17 protein-coding genes are annotated in these 22,978 nt (G+C 72.7%); 8 read left to right on the forward strand and 9 right to left on the reverse strand.

All coding sequences use genetic code 11. The features are described from left to right. Window positions 1–49 precede the first annotated feature (49 nt). Window positions 50–1,369 carry a magnesium transporter MgtE N-terminal domain-containing protein gene (locus tag KK087_RS11405; protein WP_214529033.1) on the reverse strand — a complete coding sequence of 440 codons (1,320 nt, stop codon included), beginning with the start codon at window positions 1,367–1,369 and terminating at the stop codon, window positions 50–52. Between the two features lie 118 nt (window positions 1,370–1,487). Here KK087_RS11405 and KK087_RS11410 point away from each other — a divergent pair, with 118 nt between their 5' ends. Continuing rightward, complete coding sequence (locus KK087_RS11410) at window positions 1,488–2,372, forward strand: YflT domain-containing protein (RefSeq protein ID WP_214565363.1); 885 nt, start codon at window positions 1,488–1,490, stop codon at window positions 2,370–2,372. Between the two features lie 356 nt (window positions 2,373–2,728). On the opposite strand, the gene KK087_RS17455 is transcribed toward KK087_RS11410, so the two are convergent. Both KK087_RS17455 and KK087_RS11420 read right to left on the reverse strand, forming a co-directional pair. Further along, the gene (locus tag KK087_RS17455; RefSeq protein ID WP_214529035.1) at window positions 2,729–3,205 is read right to left on the reverse strand and encodes a GNAT family N-acetyltransferase; all 477 of its coding nucleotides are present in this window, start codon (window positions 3,203–3,205) and stop codon (window positions 2,729–2,731) included. A gap of 9 nt (window positions 3,206–3,214) precedes the next feature. Beyond that, entirely contained in the window at window positions 3,215–4,699 is a 1,485-nt protein-coding gene (locus tag KK087_RS11420) for an aminopeptidase P family protein (RefSeq protein ID WP_214565365.1), read from the reverse strand. Window positions 4,700–4,769: 70 nt separating this feature from the next. On the opposite strand from KK087_RS11420, the gene KK087_RS11425 reads away from it, so the two are divergent. Further along, window positions 4,770–5,642, forward strand: coding sequence for a PHP domain-containing protein (locus KK087_RS11425; RefSeq protein WP_214529037.1), 873 nt, complete (start codon window positions 4,770–4,772; stop codon window positions 5,640–5,642). 163 nt (window positions 5,643–5,805) lie between these two features. On the opposite strand, the gene KK087_RS11430 is transcribed toward KK087_RS11425, so the two are convergent. Beyond that, entirely contained in the window at window positions 5,806–7,323 is a 1,518-nt protein-coding gene (locus KK087_RS11430) for a DEAD/DEAH box helicase (RefSeq protein WP_214529038.1), read from the reverse strand. A gap of 159 nt (window positions 7,324–7,482) precedes the next feature. On the opposite strand from KK087_RS11430, the gene KK087_RS11435 reads away from it, so the two are divergent. Beyond that, window positions 7,483–8,196: a ferritin-like fold-containing protein gene (locus tag KK087_RS11435; protein WP_307858367.1), complete on the forward strand. Its 714-nt coding sequence runs from the start codon at window positions 7,483–7,485 to the stop codon at window positions 8,194–8,196. Window positions 8,197–8,216: 20 nt separating this feature from the next. On the opposite strand, the gene KK087_RS11440 is transcribed toward KK087_RS11435, so the two are convergent. Together KK087_RS11440 and KK087_RS11445 are read right to left on the reverse strand one after the other, a co-directional pair. Next, window positions 8,217–8,513: a hypothetical protein gene (locus KK087_RS11440; protein ID WP_214544059.1), complete on the reverse strand. Its 297-nt coding sequence runs from the start codon at window positions 8,511–8,513 to the stop codon at window positions 8,217–8,219. A gap of 4 nt (window positions 8,514–8,517) precedes the next feature. Beyond that, window positions 8,518–8,742 carry a DUF3107 domain-containing protein gene (locus tag KK087_RS11445; protein WP_214529041.1) on the reverse strand — a complete coding sequence of 75 codons (225 nt, stop codon included), beginning with the start codon at window positions 8,740–8,742 and terminating at the stop codon, window positions 8,518–8,520. A 128-nt stretch (window positions 8,743–8,870) separates the two neighbouring features. Between KK087_RS11445 and KK087_RS11450 the strand changes: the two genes are divergently transcribed. Then, a complete protein-coding gene (locus KK087_RS11450; protein WP_214565369.1) occupies window positions 8,871–12,026 on the forward strand; it encodes a UrvD/REP family ATP-dependent DNA helicase in 3,156 nt (1,051 codons plus the stop codon). A 104-nt stretch (window positions 12,027–12,130) separates the two neighbouring features. Beyond that, entirely contained in the window at window positions 12,131–15,358 is a 3,228-nt protein-coding gene (locus KK087_RS11455; protein ID WP_214565420.1) for an ATP-dependent DNA helicase, read from the forward strand. Between the two features lie 208 nt (window positions 15,359–15,566). Here the strand turns inward: KK087_RS11455 and KK087_RS11460 are convergent, their stop codons facing one another. Beyond that, complete coding sequence (locus tag KK087_RS11460; protein ID WP_214565371.1) at window positions 15,567–16,565, reverse strand: phosphotransferase; 999 nt, start codon at window positions 16,563–16,565, stop codon at window positions 15,567–15,569. Between the two features lie 116 nt (window positions 16,566–16,681). Between KK087_RS11460 and nudC the strand changes: the two genes are divergently transcribed. Both nudC and KK087_RS11470 read left to right on the forward strand, forming a co-directional pair. Further along, the gene (gene nudC / locus KK087_RS11465) at window positions 16,682–17,617 is read left to right on the forward strand and encodes an NAD(+) diphosphatase (protein ID WP_214529044.1); all 936 of its coding nucleotides are present in this window, start codon (window positions 16,682–16,684) and stop codon (window positions 17,615–17,617) included. Further along, window positions 17,614–19,389, forward strand: coding sequence for an ATP-dependent helicase (locus KK087_RS11470; RefSeq protein ID WP_214529045.1), 1,776 nt, complete (start codon window positions 17,614–17,616; stop codon window positions 19,387–19,389). Before nudC ends, KK087_RS11470 begins: the two co-directional genes overlap by 4 nt. On the opposite strand, the gene KK087_RS11475 is transcribed toward KK087_RS11470, so the two are convergent. After that, window positions 19,280–20,137 (reverse strand): TOMM precursor leader peptide-binding protein, encoded by an 858-nt coding sequence (locus tag KK087_RS11475; RefSeq protein ID WP_214565381.1) that lies wholly within the window; start codon window positions 20,135–20,137, stop codon window positions 19,280–19,282. The two genes, KK087_RS11470 and KK087_RS11475, sit on opposite strands and share 110 nt — an antisense overlap. Window positions 20,138–20,197: 60 nt before the next feature. Further along, window positions 20,198–21,661, reverse strand: coding sequence for a zinc-dependent metalloprotease (locus KK087_RS11480; protein ID WP_250901030.1), 1,464 nt, complete (start codon window positions 21,659–21,661; stop codon window positions 20,198–20,200). Between the two features lie 152 nt (window positions 21,662–21,813). Between KK087_RS11480 and KK087_RS11485 the strand changes: the two genes are divergently transcribed. Beyond that, a complete protein-coding gene (locus KK087_RS11485) occupies window positions 21,814–22,923 on the forward strand; it encodes a YlbL family protein (protein ID WP_214565383.1) in 1,110 nt (369 codons plus the stop codon). The last annotated feature ends 55 nt before the right edge of the window (window positions 22,924–22,978 follow it).

Genomic DNA, 22,978 nt, shown 5'->3' on the forward strand with positions numbered 1-22,978 from the left:
CTTGGGGGAGTCGAGCCGGACCTCTTGACGGTCTCGGTCGCGACGGTTGTCATCCGTTCGGGCCACGGGTGGTCCTCCTTCCCGTCGTCACGGGTGTCCTGCGCGGGCGTTGGCGTGGAAGCGGCGAGGGTTCCCCCTCGCCCTGACTTCGCCAGTCGTCCGGCAGGACGTGGTCGAGGACATCGTCGATCGTCACCACCCCGACGAGACGGTGGGCGTCGTCGACCACGGGGACGGACAGCAGGTTGTAGGTCGCCATGATGCGGGTGACCTCGGCGGCGCTCGCGTCGACCCGGACCGGTTCGGTCTGCTGGTCGATGAGCGTGCCGAGCCGCTCGTTCGGCGGGTAGCGGAGCATCCGCTGGAAGTGCACGAGCCCGAGGAACCGGCCGGTCGGCGGTTCGTACGGCGGCAGGGTGACGCAGACGGCGGCGCCGAGCACCGGGGCCAGCTCGTGGCGGCGGACCAGCGCGAGGCCCTCGGCCACGGTGGCGTCGGCGGAGACGATCACGGGCTCGGTGGTCATCAGACCACCGGCGGTGTCCGGCTCGTACTCCAGGAGCATGCGGACGTCCTGCGCCTCCTCCGGCTCCATGAGCTGCAGGAGCGCCTCGCTCCGCTCGTCGGAGAACTGGGCGAGGACGTCGGCGGCGTCGTCCGGCTGCATCTGGTCGAGGACGTCGGCGGCACGGGCGTCCGTCAGCCGCGTGAGGATCTCGATGCGCTCCTGGTCGGGCATCTCCTCGAGCACGTCGGCGAGCCGGTCGTCGGGGAGTTCCTCCGCGACCTCGAACCGGCGCTCGGCGGGCAGGTCGAGCAGCGTCGACGCGAGGTCGGCGGGCACCAGGTCGGAGTACGCGGCGATGACGTGCTCGGCGGACTGGGCCTCGCCGGGGAGCTCGTCCTCGGTGACCTCGTTCCACGTCGCGAACGTCGTGGGGCCCTTGCCGAACGGCGACGGCGTGGTCTTCGGCTTGCGGAGGAAGAGCTGCGCGACCTCCCAGTCGCCCTGCCCGCGGTCCTCGATCGCGACGTCCTCGATGGTGGCGCGGATCCGCTGGTTCTTGATGAGCACCTTGCGGCCGAGCATCTCGGCGATGACACGGACCTCGCCGCCGCGCTGCTCGAAGCGGCGCATGTTCACGATCCCGGTCGTGATGACCTGCCCGGCACCGATCGAGGTGATGCGGCCGATGCTCACGAAGATGCGGCGCTTGCCCGGCACCTCGACGATGAGCCCGACGACGTGCGGGGGGTCGGCCCGGCGGTAGACGACCAGGACGTCCCGGACCCTTCCGACGCGGTCGCCCGCGGGGTCGAAGACGGAGCACCCGGCGAGGCGGGCGACGAAGACCTTCGTGGCGCTCACCCGACCCAGCGTAGTCGCTCGCGTGTGGACGTTCCCTCGCGCCGGACGGCGGCTTCGGATCGGCTGCTTCCCTGAGAGTGCACGTGCGATTGCAAGGTGTGCGGTGAATGATGGCTGGGTGAGCAATCAGAGCCCCTTCGCCGGCAGGACCGCCCAGGCGTTCCCCACGCTGCCCAAGGGCGACGTCCTGGGAACGTACGACAGCTACCCCGATGCGCAGCGCGTGGTGGCGAAGCTGGCCGAGGCCGACTTCCCCGTCAACCAGCTCTCCATCGTCGGCAACGACCTGAAGACGGTCGAGCGGGTCACCGGCAAGATGACCTACGGCCGTGCCGCCATCGCCGGCGCCCTGTCGGGCCTCTGGCTCGGCATCTTCTTCGGCATCGTGCTCACGCTCTTCTCGCCGAGCGCGGGTGGCCTGATCCTCGCGGCGGCCATCATCGGTGCGGCGTTCGGCATGCTCTACGGCATCGCCTCGTTCGCGATCACCAAGCGGCAGCGGGACTTCACGAGCGTGCACCAGGTGCTCGCCACGAACTACCAGATCGTCGTCAATCCGCAGCTGACCGGGCAGGCGCAGCGGATCCTCGGCGAGCACGGGGCGACCCCGTCCACGCACTGGAACGACGCTCCCCAGCAGCAGCAGCAGCAGCAGCAGTGGCGTCCGGGCCCCGGTGGGGTCCCGCCGCAGCAGTCGCCGTACGGCGGGCACGCCACGCCGCACCAGCAGCCGGGAGGCCCGCAGCACCCCGGCACGTCGGCACCCGGCGCGCAGACCGGTGCGCCCTCGGGCCCGCCGCGCTACGGCACGAACGACGGACCCCGGTACGGGGAGACCCCGGAGACGGCACCAGCCCCCGCGGCCCCGCCGGTCCCGGAGCGCCGGCCCGAGGAACCGCCGCGCTACGGCGAGCGGGTCACCGGGGCGACGCCGCCGGAGCCCTCGTCCTCGCCGGACGCCCAGCGTGACGGCGACAGCGGCGGGGACAGCGACCGCCGCTAGCCGCGCTCCGGCTGGTGCGCTCGGGCCCCGGCGCGCGTGCTCCGTGGTCGGTGGACCGCCAGGTCGCTCGACACGCCACTCACGTCCGCCGAAGTCGCACGAAATGTCGCCGACGAGCTTCGCGGGCGGCACTTCGTGCGGCCGCAGCGGCGCGTCCAGGCGGTCCGGGCGGTCCAGCGGTCGCAACACCCCGTGCGCACGGCGTCGAGCGGTCAGAGATCGTCGTTCGGCGCCGGCCCCGACGACGGTTCGTGACCGCTCGACCTCGAGTAGACGGCACGTTATGACCGGGCGAAGTGCGGGCGCGGGCACAGTGCGGTCTTGCGCGCGGCGCGGTCCGGGCGGCTTCGGCGCGCCTAGAGGAGCTTCGAGTAGCAGACCGACAGGGGCGCACCGACGTAGGGCCCGAAGTTCGCGATCCGGCGGAACCCCTCACGCTGGTAGAAGCCGACGGCACGCTTCTGCTCGGTGCCCGTCTCGAGCACGAGTGCCGGGGACCCGAGGTCGAGCGCGGCTTCCTCCAGCCGACGCAGCAGGGCGGCCGCGACACCGGAGCCGCGGGATTCCGGTCGGACGTACATCCGCTTGATCTCGGTGATGCTGTCCTCGACGACCCGGAGGCCCCCGCAGGCCAACGGCGTGCCCGACTCGTCACGCGCGACGAAGAACACCGCGATCGACTCGGCCGTCGGCTTCTCGCCCGGCTCGGTGTCACCGCCGTACGCCCGGTCGATCTCCAGGCGCTGGGCTGCGCGGAGCCGCTGCGCGTCGGGGGAGTCGAAGTGCTCGACCTCGATCGAGAAGGTGTTCGGGGAGACCTCGGGCGTCGTCACCCGCTCAGGCTAGCGGCCGGAGCGGGCGATCCACCCCTCCACTTCCGAGGGGGTCCGGGGGATGCCGATCGACAGGTTCTCGGCGCCGTCCTCGGTCACCAGGATGTCGTCCTCGATGCGGACACCGATGCCGCGGAACTCCTCCGGCACGGTCAGGTCGTCCTGCTGGAAGTACAGCCCGGGCTCGATCGTGAATACCATGCCGGCCTGCACGACGCCGTCGAGGTACATCTCGCGGCGGGCCTTGGCGCAGTCGTGCACGTCGAGACCGAGGTGGTGGCTCGTGCCGTGCACCATGTAGCGACGGTGGAACTGGTTGTCCGGCTCGAGCGACTCGGCGGCGGACACCGGCAGGAAGCCCCACTCGGCGGTCTTGCGTGCGATGACCTCCATCGCGGTGGCGTGCACCTGGCGGAACGTGATGCCCGGCTTGACGATCGCGAACGCGGCGTCGGCGGCTTCGAGCACGGCTTCGTAGACCATGCGCTGCACGGGCGAGAACGTGCCGCTCACCGGCAGCGTGCGGGTGATGTCGGCGGTGTAGAACGAGTCGACCTCGACCCCGGCGTCGATGAGGATGAGGTCGCCCGGCTGCACGGCGCCGTCGTTGCGGGTCCAGTGCAGGATGCAGGCGTGGTGGCCCGAGGCCGCGATGGTGTCGTAGCCCACGGTGTTGCCGTCGGCGCGGGCGCGGCGGTTGAACGTGCCCTCGACGATGCGCTCCCCGCGCGGGTGCGCGAGGACGGCGTCGAAGTCGGCGATGACGTCGTCGAACCCGTGCTTCGTGGCGTCGACGGCCTTGCGGAGCTCACGGACCTCGTACGCGTCCTTCACCAGCCGCAGCTCGGACAGGTCGCGGGCGAGCAGGTCGTCGGTCGCCGGGGACCCCTCGGTCTCGTCGGCGCCACCGATCGCGCTGCCGATGCGCACGTCGAGCGAGCGGGTCAGGTCGTCGTCGGCTTCGCGCACCAGCAGCGCGGAGGCGTCGAGTGCGTCGGCGACGGCAGCGAACTCGCCGAGGTCGGCCGTGGCCAGCCCGAGGTCGGCGGCGACGGCGTCGAGCGATGGACGCGGACCGACCCAGAACTCACCGATCTCGGGGTTGGCGTAGAACTCCTCGGAGTCGCGGCCGGCGGTGGCGCGGAAGTACAGCGTGGCGTCGTGGCCGGAACCGTTCGGCGTCATCACGAGCACGGAGCCGACGACGGTGTCGGTGCCCCAGCCGGTCAGGTGCGCGAAGGTGGAGTGCGGGCGGAACGGGTAGTCGCAGTCGTTCGAGCGGACCTTGGCCTGCCCGGCCGGCACCACGATCGTGCGACCAGGGTGCAGCTCGGAGATGCGGGCGCGACGCTCGGCGGCGAACGCGGCCTGCTCGCGGGGCTCGGGCTGCTCTTCACCGCGGTCGGCCCACTGCGACCCGATGAAGTCCTTGAAGGTCGAGGACCCGGGGGTCGTGGATCGGTTGCTCGTCGCGCGGGGAGTCGTGTCGGCCATGCGTCCATCATCGCACCGCCCGGGGACACCCGGCCTGTGCGGCCGCTCACCTGTGGATAGCATTGGCGACGTGCCAGACCCGTTCATCGACCTGCACGCGCACTCCAGTGTCTCCGACGGCACCGAGCGTCCCGCGGAGCTCGTCCGAGCGGCCGCGGCCGCCGGACTCGACGCCGTCGCGCTGACCGACCACGACACGACCGCGGGCTGGGCGGACGCCACGGCCGCGGCTCGTGAGCTGCCCCTGACCCTGCTGCCCGGGCTCGAGCTGAGCACCCGCATCGGGTACCGCAGCGTCCACGTGCTCGGCTACCTGGTCGATCCCGAGCACCCCGGCCTGGTCGAGGAGACCACCCGCATCCGCGACGGCCGGCTCTCCCGCGCCCACCGCATGGTCGACCGCATCGCCGAGGACCACCCGATCACCTGGGCGGACGTGCTGGCCCAGTCCAGCCCCGGTGCCACGATCGGCCGTCCGCACATCGCCGACGCCCTGGTCGCCCGCGGGCTCGAGTCCGACCGGTCCGCGGCGTTCCGCGGCATCCTGCACCCGGCGTCCGGCTACTACGAACCGCACGAGGCACCCTCGCCCCTGCGCGGCGTCGAACTCATCCGGCAGGCGGGCGGCGTGCCCGTCATCGCGCACCCGGCGGCGTCCTCGCGCGGGATCGTCATCGACGAGCCGATGCTCCGCGACCTCGTCGACGCCGGGCTCGGCGGGCTCGAGGTCGACCACCGCGAGAACCTGGCGCACGGCAAGCGCACCCTGCTCGACTGGGCGACGCGCTACGGCCTGTTCGTCACCGGTTCGAGCGACTACCACGGCACCGGCAAGCCGAACCGGCTGGGGGAGCACCGCACCGCACGTGTCTCCTTCGACACCATCGTGTCCGAGGCCACCGGCAGCGCGCCGGTCGTCGGCCCCGGCTCCCGCCTGGCCTGACGGCAGGCCCATCGGCCGACCTGCCGACAGACGAGTCTTCGGCCTGCGCGACAGGTCACGCGCCTGCATCCACGTGAACCGTCGCTGCGCGCGTGGGCCGGTCCGCGGGTGGGGACGACGAAGGGCCCGTCGCGTCAGCGACGGGCCCTTCGGTCTGGAGGCGCTACTCGCCGTCCGACGTGGCCTGCGGTGCCGAGGTGGTCGCGGAGGCATCGCCGGTGCCGGCACCGCGACGACGGCGACGACGGCGGCGCTTCGCGGCGCCGTCGGTGGTCGGACCACCCTCGGCGGCTGCGCCGTCCTCGGTGCCGGCCGCGGCGGTGGGGGCGACCGACTCGGTGGGTGCCGCCTGCGGGGCGGACTGCTCCGAGCCTCCTGACCGGGTGCGGCTGCGCGACCGGGAACGCGACGCGTCACGCGAACCCGTAGCACCCGCGGCCGGGCGGTCGCCGCTGCGCTTCTCGGCGGGGGCGCCCGCGGAAGCCGCGTGCGACGACGAGCCGGGCAGGCGGCCCTTGGTGCCCTTGGGGATGTCGAGTTCCTCGAACAGGTGGGGCGACGACGAGTAGGTCTCGACGGGCTCGGGGATGCCGAACTCGAGGGCCTTGTCGATCAGCGTCCACTTGTGCAGGTCGTCCCAGTCGACGAACGTGACCGCGATGCCGGTCTTGCCAGCGCGGCCGGTGCGGCCCGCACGGTGCAGGTACGTGTCCGGGTCGTCCGGGATCGTGTGGTTGATCACGTGCGTGACGTCGTCGACGTCGATGCCACGGGCGGCGACGTCGGTGGCGATGAGCACGTCGCGCTTGCCGGCCTTGAACGCCGCCATCGCGCGCTCGCGCTGCTCCTGGTTGAGGTCGCCGTGCACCGCCGCGGCGTTGAACCCGCGGTCCTTCAGCTCCTCGACCAGCTTCGCCGCCGCACGCTTGGTGCGGGTGAAGATCACGGTCTTGCCGCGGCCCTCGGCCTGGAGGATGCGGGCGATGACCTCGTCCTTGTCGAGCGAGTGCGCCCGGTAGATGAGGTGCTTGATGTTGGCCTGCATGAGGCCCTCGTCCGGGTCGGTCGCCCGGATGTGCACCGGACGGCTCATGAACCGGCGGGCGAGGGCGACGATCGGCGCCGGCATCGTCGCCGAGAACAGCATCGTGTGCCGCACCTCGGGGACGGCCTGGAAGATGCGCTCGATGTCCGACAGGAACCCGAGGTCGAGCATGCGGTCGGCCTCGTCGAGCACGACCTCTTGCACGTGGGAGAGGTCGAGCAGACGCTGCCGCTGCAGGTCGATGAGTCGCCCGGGCGTGCCGACGACGATCTGGGCGCCGGCCTTGAGCTGCTCCACCTGGCCTTCGTAGGCCTTGCCGCCGTAGATCGAGACGATCGTGGTCGGGCGGTTCGAGGCCGCGAGTTCGAGGTCCTCGGTGACCTGGACCGCGAGTTCACGGGTCGGGACGACGACGAGCGCCTTCACGCCGTGCGCCGGGTCGGCGCCGAGTCGCTGGATCAGCGGCAGGCCGAAACCGAGCGTCTTGCCGGTACCCGTCTTGGCCTGGCCGATGATGTCCTGGCCGGTCAGGCCGAGCGGGATGGTCTGTTCCTGGATCGGGAAGGGCTCGATGATGCCCTTGCCGGCCAGTGCATCGACGATGTCCTGGTCGATGTTGAGGTCTGAGAAAGTCAAAGAATCACCTTAGTTCTGGTGGAAGTCCGGGCCAGTCTACCGATGGGGCCGTCCTCCGGGGCGCGCCGGGGTGCTTGGGGGAGTCGGGCGGTCCGGTCCGGGCACCTGGCGGGGCGACCGGCAGGTCCCTCGGGGTGCGCCCTCTATGCTGGTCGGGTGGTGTCGTGGTGGAACCGGAAGCGCGCGGCGCAGCTCGCTGCCGCATGGCTCGCATCGCGGAACCCCCGCGGAGCCGCACAGGTCAAGCGTCTCGCGCTCGATGACGTCAGTCCCGAGCTCGACGTCTACCTGGGGCAGGCCGCGTACCTGCAGCTCTCCGTCTACGAGACGATGGGACGGGCCGGTGCCTCGGCTCCGACCCTGTCCGGCCGACTGGTCACCGGGGTCCTGGCGACCACGGCGCTCGAGCGGCACCGGACGATCGTGGCCGAGATCGAGCGCCTCGGCGAGGACCCGGCGGCGCTGATGGCCCCGCACCGCGAGGCGATCGACCTGTTCCTCGAGCGCACGAGCGGCGCCGACTGGTACGAGTCGATGCTGACCGGGTACGTCACCGCCGGCATCCTGAACGACCTGTTCGGCAACCTGCTCCGCTCGCTGCCCGTCGACGTGCGGCAGCGCCTGCGCTCGGTGTTCGACGCGCGTGAAGAAGCCGCGGTCGTCGTGGAGCTCACGGCACACATCGAGGACGACCCGCAGATCGGGTCGCGGCTCGCGATGTGGGGCCGACGGCTGGTCGGCGACACCCTGCTGGTGGCGCGATCGGCACTGGCGTCGCATGCCCGTGAGGACCAGGAGCGACTCGAGCCGGTCTGGACCGAGCTCATCGCTGCGCACACCCGACGGATGGACGCCCTCGGGCTGACGGCCTGAGCGGTCAGACTGCTCGAGGGTCAGGCGCCGCGGGTCTTGAGCTGCTCGTAGTACGCCGCGTCGCGCTTGTCGCGCTGCGTCCCGAGCAGCCACTCGACCACCAGTGCGACCACGCCGGACCCCACCAGGGCCACGACCCAGATCCAGGTGCCGTCGTACCGCCACCCGGCCCAGGTCAGGGCTTCCCAGAGGACGGCCGCGGCGATGCCGCCGACCGCCGGGCCGACGAGCACGCCACGGCTCGACCGCCACGGCAGGACCACGTGCGCGACGGCACCGATCAGGACGCCGCCGAGGACGGCGAAGAGCAGTTCCACGTCGTCAGGCGACGAAGCCGATGCGCCGTGCCTCTTCCGCGCCGACCTCGACGTAGGCGAGCGATGCGACGGGCACGATGAAGCGACGGCCCTTGTCGTCCTGCAGCGACAGGTGGGTCGCCTGCGCGGTGAGGGCCTCGGACACGGCCTTCTCGACCTGGTCCGCGGTCTGGGCGGTCTCGAACGCGATCTCGCGCGGGCTGTTGATGATGCCGATCTTGATGTCCACGACCACAGCGTATCCGAGGGGTCCCGTGCGGTATCGGCCGTTCGCCGCGGGCGCACTCGGCCGGTCACACGACCAGAGCCCCGCGCGTCCGCAGCGGTGCTGTCGGCGGTCCTGGGTACCGTACGAGCGTGCCGCTGACCACGCTGATGCCCGCTCCCGAGGATGCCGGGTTCGCGCGCGCACTGGTGGACGACCCCTCGCAGGCGGCGGTGCTGGCGCTGCCGGACGGCCGTCACGCCGCGGTGATCGGTGCGCCGGGCAGCGGCAAGACGACCACGCTCGCACGGCTCGTCGCCGACCGGCTGAACCGCGCCGGTGCGATCACCCCGGACGGCCACGCGACCGTCCTCGCCCTGACCTCGTCCCGCACGGCCGCGACCGCGCTGCGTGACCGACTGGCCACGGCGGTCGACCGGGTCGTGCCGGGCGCCCTCGCTCGCACCGTGAACTCACTGGCGTTCCAGATCGTCACCCACGCGGCGGCGACGCAGGACCAGGAACCGCCGACGCTCCTCACCGGCGGGGAGCAGGACCGCATCATCGCCGACCTGCTCGCCGGGCACGAACTCGACGGCACCGGACCCGCGTGGCCCGACCCGATCACCGCCGTCGTCCGTGAGCGAGCGGGGTTCCGCACGGCTCTGCGCGACGTGATGATGCGCGCGGTCGCCGCCGGTGTCGAACCGGACGACATGCGGGAACTCGGCGACGAGCTCGGACGCCCCGAGTGGCGGTCGGTGGGCGACTTCGTCGACGACTACCGGGCCTCCGTGACCGCGTTCCGGCCCACCGGACTCGACTCCGGCGAGCTCGTGGCCTACGCCACCGCAGCGGTGCTGCGGCACGAGCTGCCCGCGAGCATCGCCGCCCTCCGCCTGCTCGTGGTCGACGACACGCAAGAACTGGTGGAGGGCGAGATCGCCCTGCTCGGGGCACTCGCTCGTTCCGGCGTGCAGGTCGTGGCGTTCGGCGACCCGGACATCGCCGCGTCGGCGTTCCGCGGCGCCGAACCGGACGTGCTCGGTCGGCTCGCGGTGCGGCTCGGAGTGGACCGCGTCGACGAGCTCTTCCTCCTGACGGTGCACCGCCACCCCGCCCCGATCCGCGCGCTGGTCACCGGCGTCACCGGCCGGATCGGCACCGCAGCCGCCGGACGGCAACGCAGCGCGACCGCGGACGACGCGGACGCCCGCTCCGACGCGGTCGTGCACCTCGAAGCCGCGAGCCGGTCCGCCCTCGTGGTCGCCATCGCCCGCCGGCTGCGTGAACACCGGCTGCTCGACGGCGTGCCCTGGCACCGGATGGCGGTGGTCACCCGGAGCGGTGCGGCCATCCCCGAGCTCGTCCGTGCGCTCTCCGTGGCCGAGGTCCCGGCGACCGCCGGTGCCGCACCTGTCCGTCCGCGCGACGACTCGGCGGCGCGGGCCCTGCTCGACGCGGCCGCTGTGGCGCTCGGCGTCCTGCCGCTCGACGCGGCCCTGGCCACCGCCTTCGCGACCGGGCCCCTCGGTGGCCTCGACACCCTGGCGATGCGACGGCTCCGGCTCGCGCTGCGGCGAGAGGAACTGGCGGGCGACGGCAGCCGCACCGCCGACGAGCTGCTGGTCGACGCGCTGGGGGCACCGGAGCGCCTCGCGACGGTGGACGCGGGCTTCGCGCGTCGGGCGACCCGGCTGGCCCGGAGCCTGGTGCAGGCCCGCACCGACGCCGAGTCCGGCTCGAGCATCGAGGAGATCCTCTGGGGGCTCTGGGAACGCAGCGGCCTCGCGAAGTCCTGGGGTGCCCAGTCCGCAGCCGGCGGGGTCGGTGCCGGCGAGGCCGATCGACACCTGGATGCCGTCGTCGGCCTGTTCACCGCAGCCAAGCGCTTCGTCGAGCGCACCCCGGACGCCCCCGCGCGGGTCTTCGTCGACGACCTGCTCGGCGCCGACCTGCCGGAGGACTCGATCGGCCCGGACCGGACCGCCGGCCGGGTGCGGGTGCTGACGCCCTCGGCGACGATCGGACTCGAGTGCGACGTGGTCGTGGTGCTCGGCCTGCAGGACGGCGTCTGGCCGAACACCCGGGTCCGCGGCAGCCTGCTCGACCCCGACGGCCTGGTCCGCGCCGCCGCCGGCGTCGAACGTTCGCCGATCGACGACCGCGCCGCCGTCGTCGCCGACGAACTCCGCCTGTTCGCCCGGGCCGTGTCGCGTGCGACCACCCAGGTCGTCATCGGCACCGTCGCGAACGACGACGAATCCCCGTCGCCCTTCGTCCGACTCGTCCCCGTGCCGCCGGACCGCCAGCCGACGGTGCACCCGCTGTCCCTGCGCGGCCTCGCCGGGTCGCTGCGCCGTCGGGTCGTCGCCTCGGGTGACCACGAGGCCGCGTCCGCCCTCGCCCGCTTGGCCGAGGCCGAGGTGCCCGGCGCCGCCCCGGACGAGTGGTACGGACTCGCCGAGCCGACCACGGACGACCCCCTGGTCGACCTCGACGCCGAGCCTGCGCCCGAGGTCGAGGGCGGTGAGCCCGTCGCACCGGCCGTGTCGGTGTCGCCGTCGCGGATCGGCACCTTCGAGGAGTGCCCGGTGCACTGGTTCGCGCAGACCTTCGGCGGTGGCGCCCCGAGCCCCGCGATGGGCATCGGCACGATCGTGCACGAAGCGATGGAGCACGCCACCGAGATCGACGTCGAGTCGCTGTGGGACCGGGTGGAGGCACGGTGGGACGAGCTGACGTTCGAGTCGCCCTGGGTCGCCGACCGCGAACGCGCGCGCACCCGGCGGATGATCGAGGGACTGAGCGACTACCTCCGGACGTTCGCCAGCGCCGGTCGACGGCTGCTCGGCGCCGAGACCTCGTTCGCGCTCGTCACCGGGCCCGCGCGCATCCGGGGCAGCATCGACCGCATCGAGGTCGACCCCGAGGGACGCGTCAGCGTGGTCGACCTGAAGACCGGCCGTTCGATGCCCAGCGAGAAGAACGACATGCCCGACCACCCGCAGCTCGGCGCCTACCAGCTCGCGGTCGAGGACGGCGCGGTCGAGGGCGTGCCGGCCGGATCGCCGATGGCCGATGCCCGGCTCGTGTTCGTCCAGAACCCCCGCGGTGGGAACGCCTTCTCCGAGCGCACGCAGCACGCGTTCGACGCCGAGGCACGTGAGGCGTACCGCGAACGACTGCACGGTGTGGCGCGGGGCATGGCCGGGAGGACCTTCGTGGCGAACGTGGACGACCACTGCGAGAAGGCCCGGACCGGCGTCGAGTGCCGGATCCACGTGGTGGCGGAGGTGACCTGGTGAGCGAGACGACCGACACTGCCGACACGGCGGACACGACCGACACGGCGGACACTGCCGACAGGGCTGGCGTGGCCGGCGCGGCTGATGTGGCTGGCGCGGCCGGTATGGCCGGCACGGCCGCCGCTGCTCCGCCCGTCGTCCGGCACGGCGCCGACGCCATCGCCGACGCCCTCGGCCGACCGCGCCCCACGGCCCAGCAGCGTGCCGTCATCGAGTCGCCGCTCGTGCCGGCCCTCGTCGTCGCGGGTGCCGGCAGCGGGAAGACCGAGACGATGGCCTCGCGCGTCGTCTGGCTGCTGGCCAACGGCCACGTCCGCCCCGACGAGGTCCTCGGCCTGACCTTCACCCGCAAGGCCGCCGGTGAACTGTCTGTCCGCATCAACGACCGCATCCGCGCGCTCGAGGACGTCGGCCTGATCACCCCCGGCGACGCCTTCGAAGCGCCCACCGTCTCGACCTACAACGCCTTCGCCAACGCCGTCTTCCGCGAGAACGCGCTGCTCGTCGGCCGCGACGGCGAGTCCCAGGTGCTCACCGAGCCATCGGCCTGGCAGCTCGCCCGCCGGGTGGTGGTGGCCGCTCGCGACGACCGGCTCGCCGGGCTCGACCGCGACGTCGACACGCTGACCGCCGCCGTGGTGGCGCTCGCCGGAGCCTCCTCCGAGCACCTCGTCGAGCCCGAGGACCTCCGCCGGTTCGCAGTGGAGTTCTCCGAACTGCTCGAACTCCCCGGCAACCGCGGCAAGCCCTACAAGGCGATCACCGACGCGGTCGCCGCCATCGGTGCCCTCGAACCCCTGGCTGACCTCGTCGCGGAGTTCCGCCGACAGAAGGTCGACCGCGGGTTCGTGGAGTTCTCCGACCAGATCGCCCTGGCGCTCGCCGCTGCGGAGTCGGCTCCGCGGGTCGTGACGGACCTGCGGAGCCGGTACGGCGTGGTGCTCCTCGACGAGTACCAGGACACCTCGGTGGTGCAGACCCGGTTCCTCGCCCGGCTGTTCCGCGGGCACTCGGTGATGGCGGTCGGCGACCCGCACCAGTCCATCTACGGGTTCCGCGGTGCCAGTGCGGCGAACCTCGCCCGGTTCCCGCACGACTTCGGCGGCGACGAGCCCGGGGTCGCCGAACCGGTCACGTTCGCGCTGTCGACGAGCTGGCGCAACCCGGTCGACGTGCTCGCCGGGGCGAACGCGATCGTCGCGCCCCTCTCCGAGGCGTCCGAGGTGGACGTCGAGCGGCTCTCGCCGCGCCCCGGTGCGGATGCCGGCACCGTGCGCGTGGTGTTCCCCGAGACCCTGCCGGAAGAGGCCGACGAGGTCGCCGCCTGGTTCCAGGACCGCCGCCGCCGGGACCCGGCCGGCTCGATGGCGCTCCTGTTGCGGGCCCGGAAGGACCTGGCGTCGTTCACGGCGGCGCTCGGTGCCCGCGGGGTGCCGTACCACGTGCTCGGCACCGGGGGCCTGCTCCAGCGCCCGGAGATCGTCGACCTGGTGGCCTGCCTGCGCGTGCTGCACGACCCGGCCGCCGGCAACGACCTGATCCGGCTGCTCGCTGGAGCCCGGTGGCGGGTGGGTGCGGCCGACATCGTCGCCCTGCACCAGCTCGCCCGTTGGCTGTTCCAGCGCGACCACACCCAGCAGCGCCTCGACGACGAGTTGACCGCTGCGTTCCGGGCCTCCGTGGCCGCCGGCGAGCACGGCTCCATCGTCGATGCGCTCGACTTCGTGGCGACCGCCCCCGACGAGCACGGCGCGCTCGAGGGCATCACCCCGGCCGGTCGCAGCCGGATGCGTGCCCTGGGCGAGCAGCTCGCGATGCTCCGGTCCCGTGCGGGAAGCGACCTGGTCGACTTCGTGACCCTGGTCGTGCAGGAGATGCGGCTCGACATCGAGGTCGCCGCGCACGAGCAGGGCAGCGGCGCCTACCTCGACGCCTTCATCGACGAGCTCGCCGGGTTCGTCTCGACCGACGACCGTGCCGACCTCGGCTCGTTCCTCGGGTGGATCGACGCCGCCGCTCGGCGCGACGACATGGGCCCGCGGTCCGAGGAACCGGAGGCCGGCACCGTCCAGATCCTGACCATCCACGGGTCCAAGGGCCTCGAGTGGGACGCCGTCGCGGTGCCCCGGATGGTCGAGGGCGGGTTGCCCGCGCGCCCGCAGGAGGGCTCGTCCGGGTGGCTCGGCTTCGGCCGACTGCCGTACGAGTTCCGCGGCGACGCCGCCGAACTGCCCCGGCTCGCGTGGCGCGGGCAGGAGACCCAGAAGGACGTCACCACGGCGATCGACGCCTTCAAGGAACAGGTGAAGGCCCGCAACGAGGACGAGGAACGTCGACTCACGTACGTCGCCCTGACCCGTGCCAAGCACGACCTGCTGGTGTCCGGCTCCTTCTGGGCCGGTGGTGTCCGGCCGACGGAGCCGAGCCGGTACCTCCGTGACCTGGTCGACGCGGGCGTCATCGACGGAGCGGCGATCCCGGAGACCACGGTGCACGACGAGAACCCGATGGGTGAGAGCGGCGCGACCCAGACCTGGCCGCACGTGCCGTTCGGGCAGCGTGCACCGCGCGTCCTGGCCGCCGCCGAGCGGGTGCGGAACGCGAACCCCGGTGCCTCCGGTCGGTTCGCGGCCGACATCGACCTGCTGCTCGCCGAACGGCATGCCACCCGGAACGCGAGGCACGCGGTCGCCGTCCCGCACCGCGTCCCGGCGTCGGGCTTCAAGGACTACCTGACCGAACCCGACTCCGTGGCGGAGCGGCTCCGTCGGCCGATGCCGGAGCGCCCGTACCGCGCCACCCGGCTGGGCACGCTCTTCCACCAGTGGGTGGAGCAGCGGGCGCGGAGCGGTGGTGCCCTCGAGACGCTCGACGTGTGGGACGGCGAACTCGACCTCGACGCCGACGACCTCGCGGACGCATCACCGGACGCCGTGGTCACCGACGACGACGCCCGTCGACTGGCGGACTTCCAGGCCACGTTCGCCCGCTCCCGGTGGGCCGGGCTGACCCCCATCGAGGTCGAACGCGAGATCCACATCCCGTTCCTCGGGCACAGCGTGGTCTGCAAGCTCGACGCCGTCTACGAGATCGACGGACGCGCCGAGGTGGTCGACTGGAAGACCGGCAAGGCACCGTCGGGCGCCGACGACCTCGCCCGTCGCACCCTGCAGCTCGCGCTGTACCGCGTCGCGTACGCCGAGTTCACCGGTCGGCCGCTCGACCAGGTCGACGCGGTGTTCTACTTCGTCGCCGACGACCTCGAGGTCCGTCCGACCGAGCTGCTGGACCGCGCCGGTCTCGAGCGCGCGTGGTCGGAGGCGATCGGCTGACGTCCTGCGGGCCCCTCCGCCCTGGACGGGCGCGCTCCGCCCTGGACGGGCGCGCTCCGCCCTGGAGGCCCGAAGCCGGTCCCAGGGAACGGCACCGGGCCTCCAGGCGGTCGCGAGCACGGCCCCTGCCGGGCCTTCGTGAGCAGCAATGGTCGGGTACGCCGCAGCAACCCGACCATTCCTGCTCACGAAGGGCAGGCCGACGGCGTCAGCCGTGGCGTCGCTCGGTGGAGGACAGCAACTGCTCCACCTCGCCGATCTCCATCGTCTCCGGTGAGACGGACTGCAGCGGCTCCGCACTCGGTGCGTGGACCGCGTCGACCAGGCGGTGCATCATCGCGACGGCGTCATCGACGACCTCGGTGCTCTTCGCCTGCACGCCGTGCAGCAGCCAGTGCGCCGTCTCGAGCTCGTGGTGCACCCGCGCACGCTGTGCGAGCTGACGGTCACGCCCGCCGCCGTTCGCCTCGTAGGCGCTGAGGACGGTGTCGAAGGCGTCACGGCGGCCGGCGAGCACCCAGGCGAGGTCCTTGGCGGGGTCGCCGAGCCGGAGCTCACCCCAGTCGAGGATCCCGCTGACCGCATCGCCGTCGACGAGCAGCGCCCCGGTGCCGAGCGAACCGTGCACGACGGTCGGCGTGAACTGCCAGAGCTGCTGGTCGCGCGCCGCACCTTCCCAGCGTTCGACGAGCGCGGCGGGGACGAGTTTCGTCGCCACCGCGCGGTCCATCACCGAGACGGCGGAGCGGAGCACCTCGAACGGCGTCAGCGAGGGCAGTCCGGCGTCGGAGACGAAGCTCGTCGGCAGCTGGTGGATCGCGGCGACGGCACGGCCGACGCTGGTGGCGAGGTCGGGGCGGTCGACGAGCGACGCGAGGGTCGGGTGGGTCCCGGCCAGGCGGGTCGTGACGATGGCGCGCGTCGAACCGATCGGTGCCTGTCCGCGGTACTCGGCCACCCCGAACGGCAGGCGTGTGCGGATCCCCGCGCTCAACGCACGGATGGCGACGAGGTCGGCCGACTGCCGGGCCTCGGCGCGCTGGTTCCGGGGACGGCGGATGACGATCTCGGTGCCGTCGGCGTCGCGGAGGAGCGCCGACTCGTAGTCGCCGGCCGCGGCCGAGCCGAGCGTGCGCGTGCCCGTGACGAGGAGACCTGGAACGGCCGTCGTCGCCAACGCGGCTAGAGTGAACTGGGATCCCGCCATGCCCCTCAGGGTAGGCGCGTGACGCGTACACGGCTGCACGCCACGCTGTTCGGCGGCCCGCACGCCCACCGCACGTCTCCTGCACGTCCGCACCCGATCCGAGGAGCTCTCCCGCCGTGACCGTCGAGTTCGCCGCCCGGCTCCCGCTCTCCCGCAACGAACTCGACCGCGACGCCGAGTTCCGCACGACCGACGACCTCGAGCGTGTCCTGCGCGAGGACGAGCGCACCCGGTACCTGCCGGTGCGCGGAGCCGAGATGCTCCGGAACCCCGACGGCACCCTGCGCTTCGTGACCGCGGCGGAGATCCCCGTCGACACCGTGACCCTGTACCTCGGTCGCGCCGTCTCCGACGCACCGGACGCCGCCGCGGGCACCCGGTTCGTCGCCGCCTTCATCGACGGCGGGACGGCGACCGCCATCGAACCGTCGGACGACGCGTGGCAGAGCCTCCGGATGTTCGGCACCGAGCTGTCGCCGCGTGACCAGGGCCTGGCGGTCGAGGCCGTGGCGATGGCCAACTGGCACGCCGTGCACGGGTTCTCCCCGCGTACCGGGTCGGCCACCGCCGTCGTGAGCGGTGGATGGGTCCGTCGTGACCCCGAGGGGCACGACCACTTCCCGCGTACCGACGCGGCGATCATCGTCGGGGTCGTCGACGCCGACGACCGGATCCTGCTCGGCTCGAACGCCGCGTGGGACGCGAACCGGTACTCGCTGCTCGCCGGGTTCGTCGAGCCGGGGGAGTCGCTCGAGGACGCCGTCCGCCGCGAGGTCTGGGAGGAGTCCGGGGTCCGTGTCGAGGAGCCCGAGTACCTCGGCTCGCAGCCGTGGCCGTTCCCCGCGTCGCTGATGGTGGGCTTCCGCGCACGTGCAGCCGGCGGCGACCCGACCACCGCCCGTCCCGACGGGGTGGAGATCCTCGACGTGCGGTGGTTCTCGCGCGACGAGATCCGCCAGCGCGCCGGGGACACCCTCTTGCTGCCGGGACGCACCTCGATCGCCCGCGCCATCATCGAGGAGTGGTACGGCGGGCCGCTGGACCTGCCGTGAGCGTCGCCGGTCCACGTGGCGCAGCCGCTGCGGGCGGTGCAGGGGCCGTCGAGCCCCGGCCGCCGTCGCCCGACGAACTGCTCGCCGCGCTCGACGCCGAACAGCGCACGGTCGCCCGCACCCTGCTCGGTCCGGTCGCCGTGCTGGCCGGTGCGGGGACGGGCAAGACCCGCGCCATCACGCACCGCATCGCCTACGGGGTCGCGACGGGCACCTACGCGCCCAACCACGTCCTCGCGCTGACCTTCACGACCCGAGCCGCCGGTGAGCTGCGCTCCCGACTGCGGGCGCTCGGTGCCGGGACCGTCCAGGCGCGCACCTTCCACGCCGCCGCGATGGCGCAGCTCAGCTACTTCTGGCCGGACACCGTCGGCGGGCACGCGCCGAAGATCGTCGAGTCCAAGGGGCGGATGATCGCGCACGCGGCCGACACCGTCGGCATGCAGGTCGACACCCCGGTGCTCCGCGACCTGGCCGCCGAGGTCGAGTGGCGCAAGGTGCAGATGCTCTCCCTCGACGAGTACGAGGCCGCCGCGGCTGACCGGGTGATGCCGCGAGACACCACACCGCGCCGCGTCATCGACCTGATGAAGGCGTACGAGCGGCTGAAGGACGACCGTCGGCAGCTCGACTTCGAGGACGTCCTGCTCGCGACCCTCGGCATGGTCGAGTCCGAGCCGCGGGTGGCGTCGTACGTACGGCAGCAGTACCGCTTCTTCGTCGTCGACGAGTACCAGGACGTCTCGCCGGTGCAGCACGACCTGCTGCGGGCCTGGCTCGGCGGCCGCGACGACCTGTGTGTCGTCGGCGACGCCAGCCAGACCATCTACTCGTTCGCCGGGGCGTCGAGCGACTACCTGCTGGGGTTCGGGTCGGAGTTCCCGCGTGGTTCGGTCCTGCGCCTGGAGCGGAACTACCGCTCCACCCGTGAGGTCGTGCACGCGGCGAACACCCTGATGCGCGGTCAGCCTGGTGCGCTCGACCTGATCGCCCAGAGCCAGGAGCCGGGCCCCGAACCGATCGTGCTGTCCTGCGTCCACGACGGTGACGAGGCACAGACGATCGCACGCCGCATCGCCGAGCTCGTCGGTGCCGGGGCGTCCTACGGGGACTGCGCCGTGCTCTTCCGCGTCGGCGCGCAGTCGGCCGCGCTCGAGTCCGCACTCGGCCGGAACGGCATCCCGTACCGCGTGCAGGGCGGGACCCGGTTCTTCAACCGCCCCGAGGTCAAGCTGGCCGTCCACCACATGCGCGGCGAGGCGATCCGGCAGACGGACGACGAGCTGACCCGACGGGTCCGGCTGGTGCTCCAGGTCAGCGGCTGGTCGGAGACGCCGCCGGAGGGCACGGGGGCCGTCCGCGAGCAGTGGGAGGCCCTGCAGGCGATCATGGGCCTCGCCGAGGACGCGCCGGCCGGCACGACCATGCAGCAGTTCACGCAGGACCTGGTGGACCGGGCGGCGACGCACCACGAACCCGAGGTCGACGCCGTGACCCTCGCGACCCTGCACTCGTCGAAGGGTCTGGAGTGGCCGCACGTGGTCATCGCCGGCGCTGCCGAGGGGCTCCTGCCGATCTCGCACGCGACCACTGACACCGAGGTGGACGAGGAACGGCGTCTGTTCTACGTCGGGCTCACCCGTGCCCGCCGGTCGGTGACGATCACGTGGTCGCAACAGGGCTCCAGGCGTGGGGGAGCCCGGGCTCCGAGTCGCTTCCTGGCAGCGCTCGGCACGCACACCGCGGATGGGGCAGCACCGTCGAACGGCTGACCGACAGGTCGTCGCGCTCGAAGACGAGTTGGTCGGGTGCTGCACGCTGGGTCCGGAGCGGCAGGCGTTCCGCCAGCATGCGCGTCGTCGCGGCGGCCACCGCCGCCGAGCGCCACGGTGACAGCGGTGCGGGGTGCCGTCCCCACACCTGCGCCGCGATGGCCGGCCAGGCGGGGTCGTGGTCGACGCGCGCGTACTCCGCGCACTGGAGGCACGGCCCGGCTCCCGGGACGACGAACGGTCCGAGACGGATGCGTCCGTCGCCGACGACGACCGCCAGGTGCGGGACGCCCCGGCGGGTCCACGCGGCGCGGAGTGCCGGGTCGACGACGTGGTCGGCAACCACCACGGCGAGCCGGGGCTCCGGGTCGGGCAGGACGACCGGGCCCCCGGCGGGGGCGGAGGTGCGGCTGACCGTCACACCTTCTCCGGAGAGGAACGTCGCCACCGTGTCGGCGAGGACCCCGTCGCCGTGCACCTCGACCCGTTCGAGTGGCTCGGGCAGGACCTCGACCACCGCGGGCGACGCCGCTCCGAGCACCCCGGCGGCGCGCTCCGGCGAACACCCCGACGCGACGGCGAGGCCCGACAGCACGTCGTGTCCGGTCTCGCGCCGGAGCCCACTGAGGAACCGCTCCTCACCCGTCGTGGGGACCGCGACGACGGCACGCGGGGGATCGACCCCGAGCTGCACCGTGGCGGGGTCACGCCAGACGAACTCGAGCGTCGGATCGATGCGGATGCCCATGACCCCACGGTGCCGGAGTGTGCGGCAGGCGTGGGGTCACGGGATGGATCTGTGGAGAACTCAGCGGGGCCGGGGATCGGTGCCGGGCTGGTCGCCGGTGTCGTTCCCCGGCTCGCCGTCGGACCCGTCGGACCCGTCGCGCCCGTCGGGGTCGGTGCCCGTGTCCTCGGCCACGCCGCCCGACTCGTCCTCGTGGGGGCGCGCACCGGTCGAGTCGTTCAGCAGGTCCTCGAGCGCCTTGTCGAAGGCGTCGTCCTCGTCGGTCTGGGACGGGTTCCGCAGCCGCGCGACGAGGACGTCGGGCGCGTCGACGTCCTCCGAGGTCGGCACCAGGTCGAAGTGCGACCAGAGGGCGTCGCGCTGCTCCGCACCGAGCTCGTCGGTCACCCGCTGCCACATCGCCGCGGCCTCGCGCAGTCGGCGCGGCCGCAGCTCGAGACCGACGAGCGTGGCGAACGCCGACTCGGCCGGGCCGCCGGCGGCCCGGCGACGGCGCACCATCTCGGCGATCGCCCCGGCCTTGGGGAGGCGCACCGTGGCTGCCGCGGTGACCGTGTCCACCCAGCCCTCGACCAGGGCGAGCATCGTCTCGAGGCGGGCGAGCGCGGCGTCCTGCTCGGGGGTGCGCGGCGGGATGAGGGCACCGGAGGCCAGCGCGTCGCGCAGCTGCTCCTGGTTCGTCGGGTCGATGTCGGCCGCGAGCTCCTCGACGCGGTCGAACGGGATGTGGATGCCCCGTGCGTAGTCCGTGATCGACGAGATGATGTGCAGCCGGAGCCAGCGTGCCGACCGGAACAGCCGGGCGTGTGCGAGCTCGCGGACCGCGAGGTAGATGCGCACCTCGTCCTCGGAGACGTCGAGGCCCTCGGCGAACTCGGCGACGTTCTGGGGCAGGAGCGCGGCGACCTGCTCGTCGAGGAGCGGCACACCGACGTCACCGCCGGACACGACCTCCTTCGACAGCTGGCCGACGACCTGGCCGAGCTGGATCGCGAACAGCGCGCCGCCGATCCCCCGCATCGCCTTCGAGACGTCGCCGAGCATGGCCTTGAGCTGCTCGGGCGCACGCTGGTCGATCGCCTCGGTCAGGGCGTCGGCGATGCTGAAGGCCACCGGCTCGGCGATCTGCGTCCACACCGGGGTGGTCGCCTTCGCCCACTGCTCCCGCGTGTAGAGGCTCGGCGTCGCGGTCAGTTCGGCGACCGTCGTGACTTCGTCGAGCCAGAGCGCGGCGACCTGGAACGCCTGGTCGGCGGCCTGCGAGGTCGCCGGGTCGACCGGGTGCCCGCCGTCACGGGCGATCGCGGTCGCGCGCTCCGCGGTGGCCGAGAAGTCGATGCCGTCACCACCGGACTGCGCGGCGCGCTGGAGCTGGCTCATGAGGTTCGCCACGGAGGCCGGGTCGTTCGGCAGACCGGCGGCACCGGCGAGCTGCGACGGGTCGATCTGCCCCTCGCCCGAGAGCAGCTTGCGCAGCATCTCCTGGAAGTCGTCGTCCGGCCCCGGCTGTGGTTCATCAGGCATGCCGACTACGCTAATCGCTGCTCACGGGGCCGCACCTGGGATGCCCCCGTGGGAACGCCCGAAGCGCTGCGCCCAGGGCGAACAGCCCCGTCGCGAGACGTGGGCGACCACCCTGCCGCCAGGCGCGGGTGCCCACCCCGGAAGGACCCCGCGTGACCCTCTTCGCCCCCGCGCCCCGTCGTCGCTCGCGTGCCCGCACGGTCGGGTGGGCGTTCCTGATCGGCGCGGTCGTGCTGGGCCTGCTGGCGAGTCTGCTGCCCAGCCCCTACCTCATCGAGGTCCCGGGGCCGGTCTACAACACCATCGGCACGCAGAAGCAGGGGACGGGCAAGGACGCGAAGGACGTCAAGCTCATCCAGGTGTCCGGCCATGAGACGTACCCGACGGCCGGCGCCCTCGACATGCTCACCGTCGGCATCCAGGGCGACGCCACGAACCGCCCGTCCTGGACCAGCGTGATCCGCGCGATCTTCACCAGGTCGCAGGCGGTGATCCCGGTCGAGGCGATCTACCCGAGCGGCACCACGACCGAGCAGGTGAACGAGCGGGACTCCGCCGACATGCAGGCGTCGCAGCAGTCGGCCGTCGCCGCCGCGCTCATCCAGCAGGGGAACGACCTGCCCACGGAACTCGAGGTCAGCGCCGTGCAGGAGGGCTCAGCGGCCGACGGCGCGATCGAGGAGGGCGACGTCATCACGGCGTTCGACGGCAAGTCGCTCACGACCAACGCCGACGCAGCGAGCCTGCGCGAAGCCGTCGCGCAGCACGGCACCTCGCGCCCCGCGACCGTCACCGTCGAACGGGACGGCGCGACGAAGGACGTCCGGGTGACGCCGCGCAGCGAGCAGGGCACGGCGCTGCTCGGGGTCGGCGTCACCGAGCGCTACGAGTTCCCCTTCAAGGTGTCGATCCGCCTGCAGGACGTCGGCGGACCGTCCGCCGGCATGATGTTCGCGCTCGGGATCATCGACGAGATCACGCCGGGCAAGCTCAACGGCGGCAAGCACGTCGCCGGCACGGGCACGATCACGGCGGACGGCGAGGTCGGCCCCATCGGCGGGATCCGGCAGAAGCTCTACGGGGCGAAGGACGCGGGAGCCACGGTCTTCCTCGCCCCCGCGGACAACTGCGACGAGGTCGTCGGGCACGTGCCGGACGGACTCGACGTCTACAGCGTCTCCACGCTCGACCAGGCCGTCACCGACCTGCAGACGATCGCCGACGGCAAGAGCACCGCGAAGCTCGCCCGCTGCGGTTCCTGACCCGGTCCTGAGCCCCCGTACAGGTTCACGTCCGGTCCGGTCCCATAGGATCAGT

This window comes from Curtobacterium aurantiacum, assembly GCF_018598555.1.
Classification (GTDB): domain Bacteria; phylum Actinomycetota; class Actinomycetes; order Actinomycetales; family Microbacteriaceae; genus Curtobacterium; species Curtobacterium aurantiacum.

What these genes read in the sequence shown, in the direction of transcription:
- KK087_RS11480 (WP_250901030.1), bottom strand. Translation starts at nt 21,661, where the DNA reads ATGCCTGATGAACCACAGCCGGGGCCGGACGACGACTTCCAGGAGATG.
- KK087_RS11460 (WP_214565371.1), bottom strand. Translation starts at nt 16,565, where the DNA reads ATGGCGGGATCCCAGTTCACTCTAGCCGCGTTGGCGACGACGGCCGTT.
- KK087_RS11475 (WP_214565381.1), bottom strand. Translation starts at nt 20,137, where the DNA reads ATGGGCATCCGCATCGATCCGACGCTCGAGTTCGTCTGGCGTGACCCC.
- KK087_RS11420 (WP_214565365.1), bottom strand. Translation starts at nt 4,699, where the DNA reads ATGGCCGACACGACTCCCCGCGCGACGAGCAACCGATCCACGACCCCC.
- KK087_RS11455 (WP_214565420.1), top strand. Translation starts at nt 12,131, where the DNA reads ATGGCCGGCACGGCCGCCGCTGCTCCGCCCGTCGTCCGGCACGGCGCC.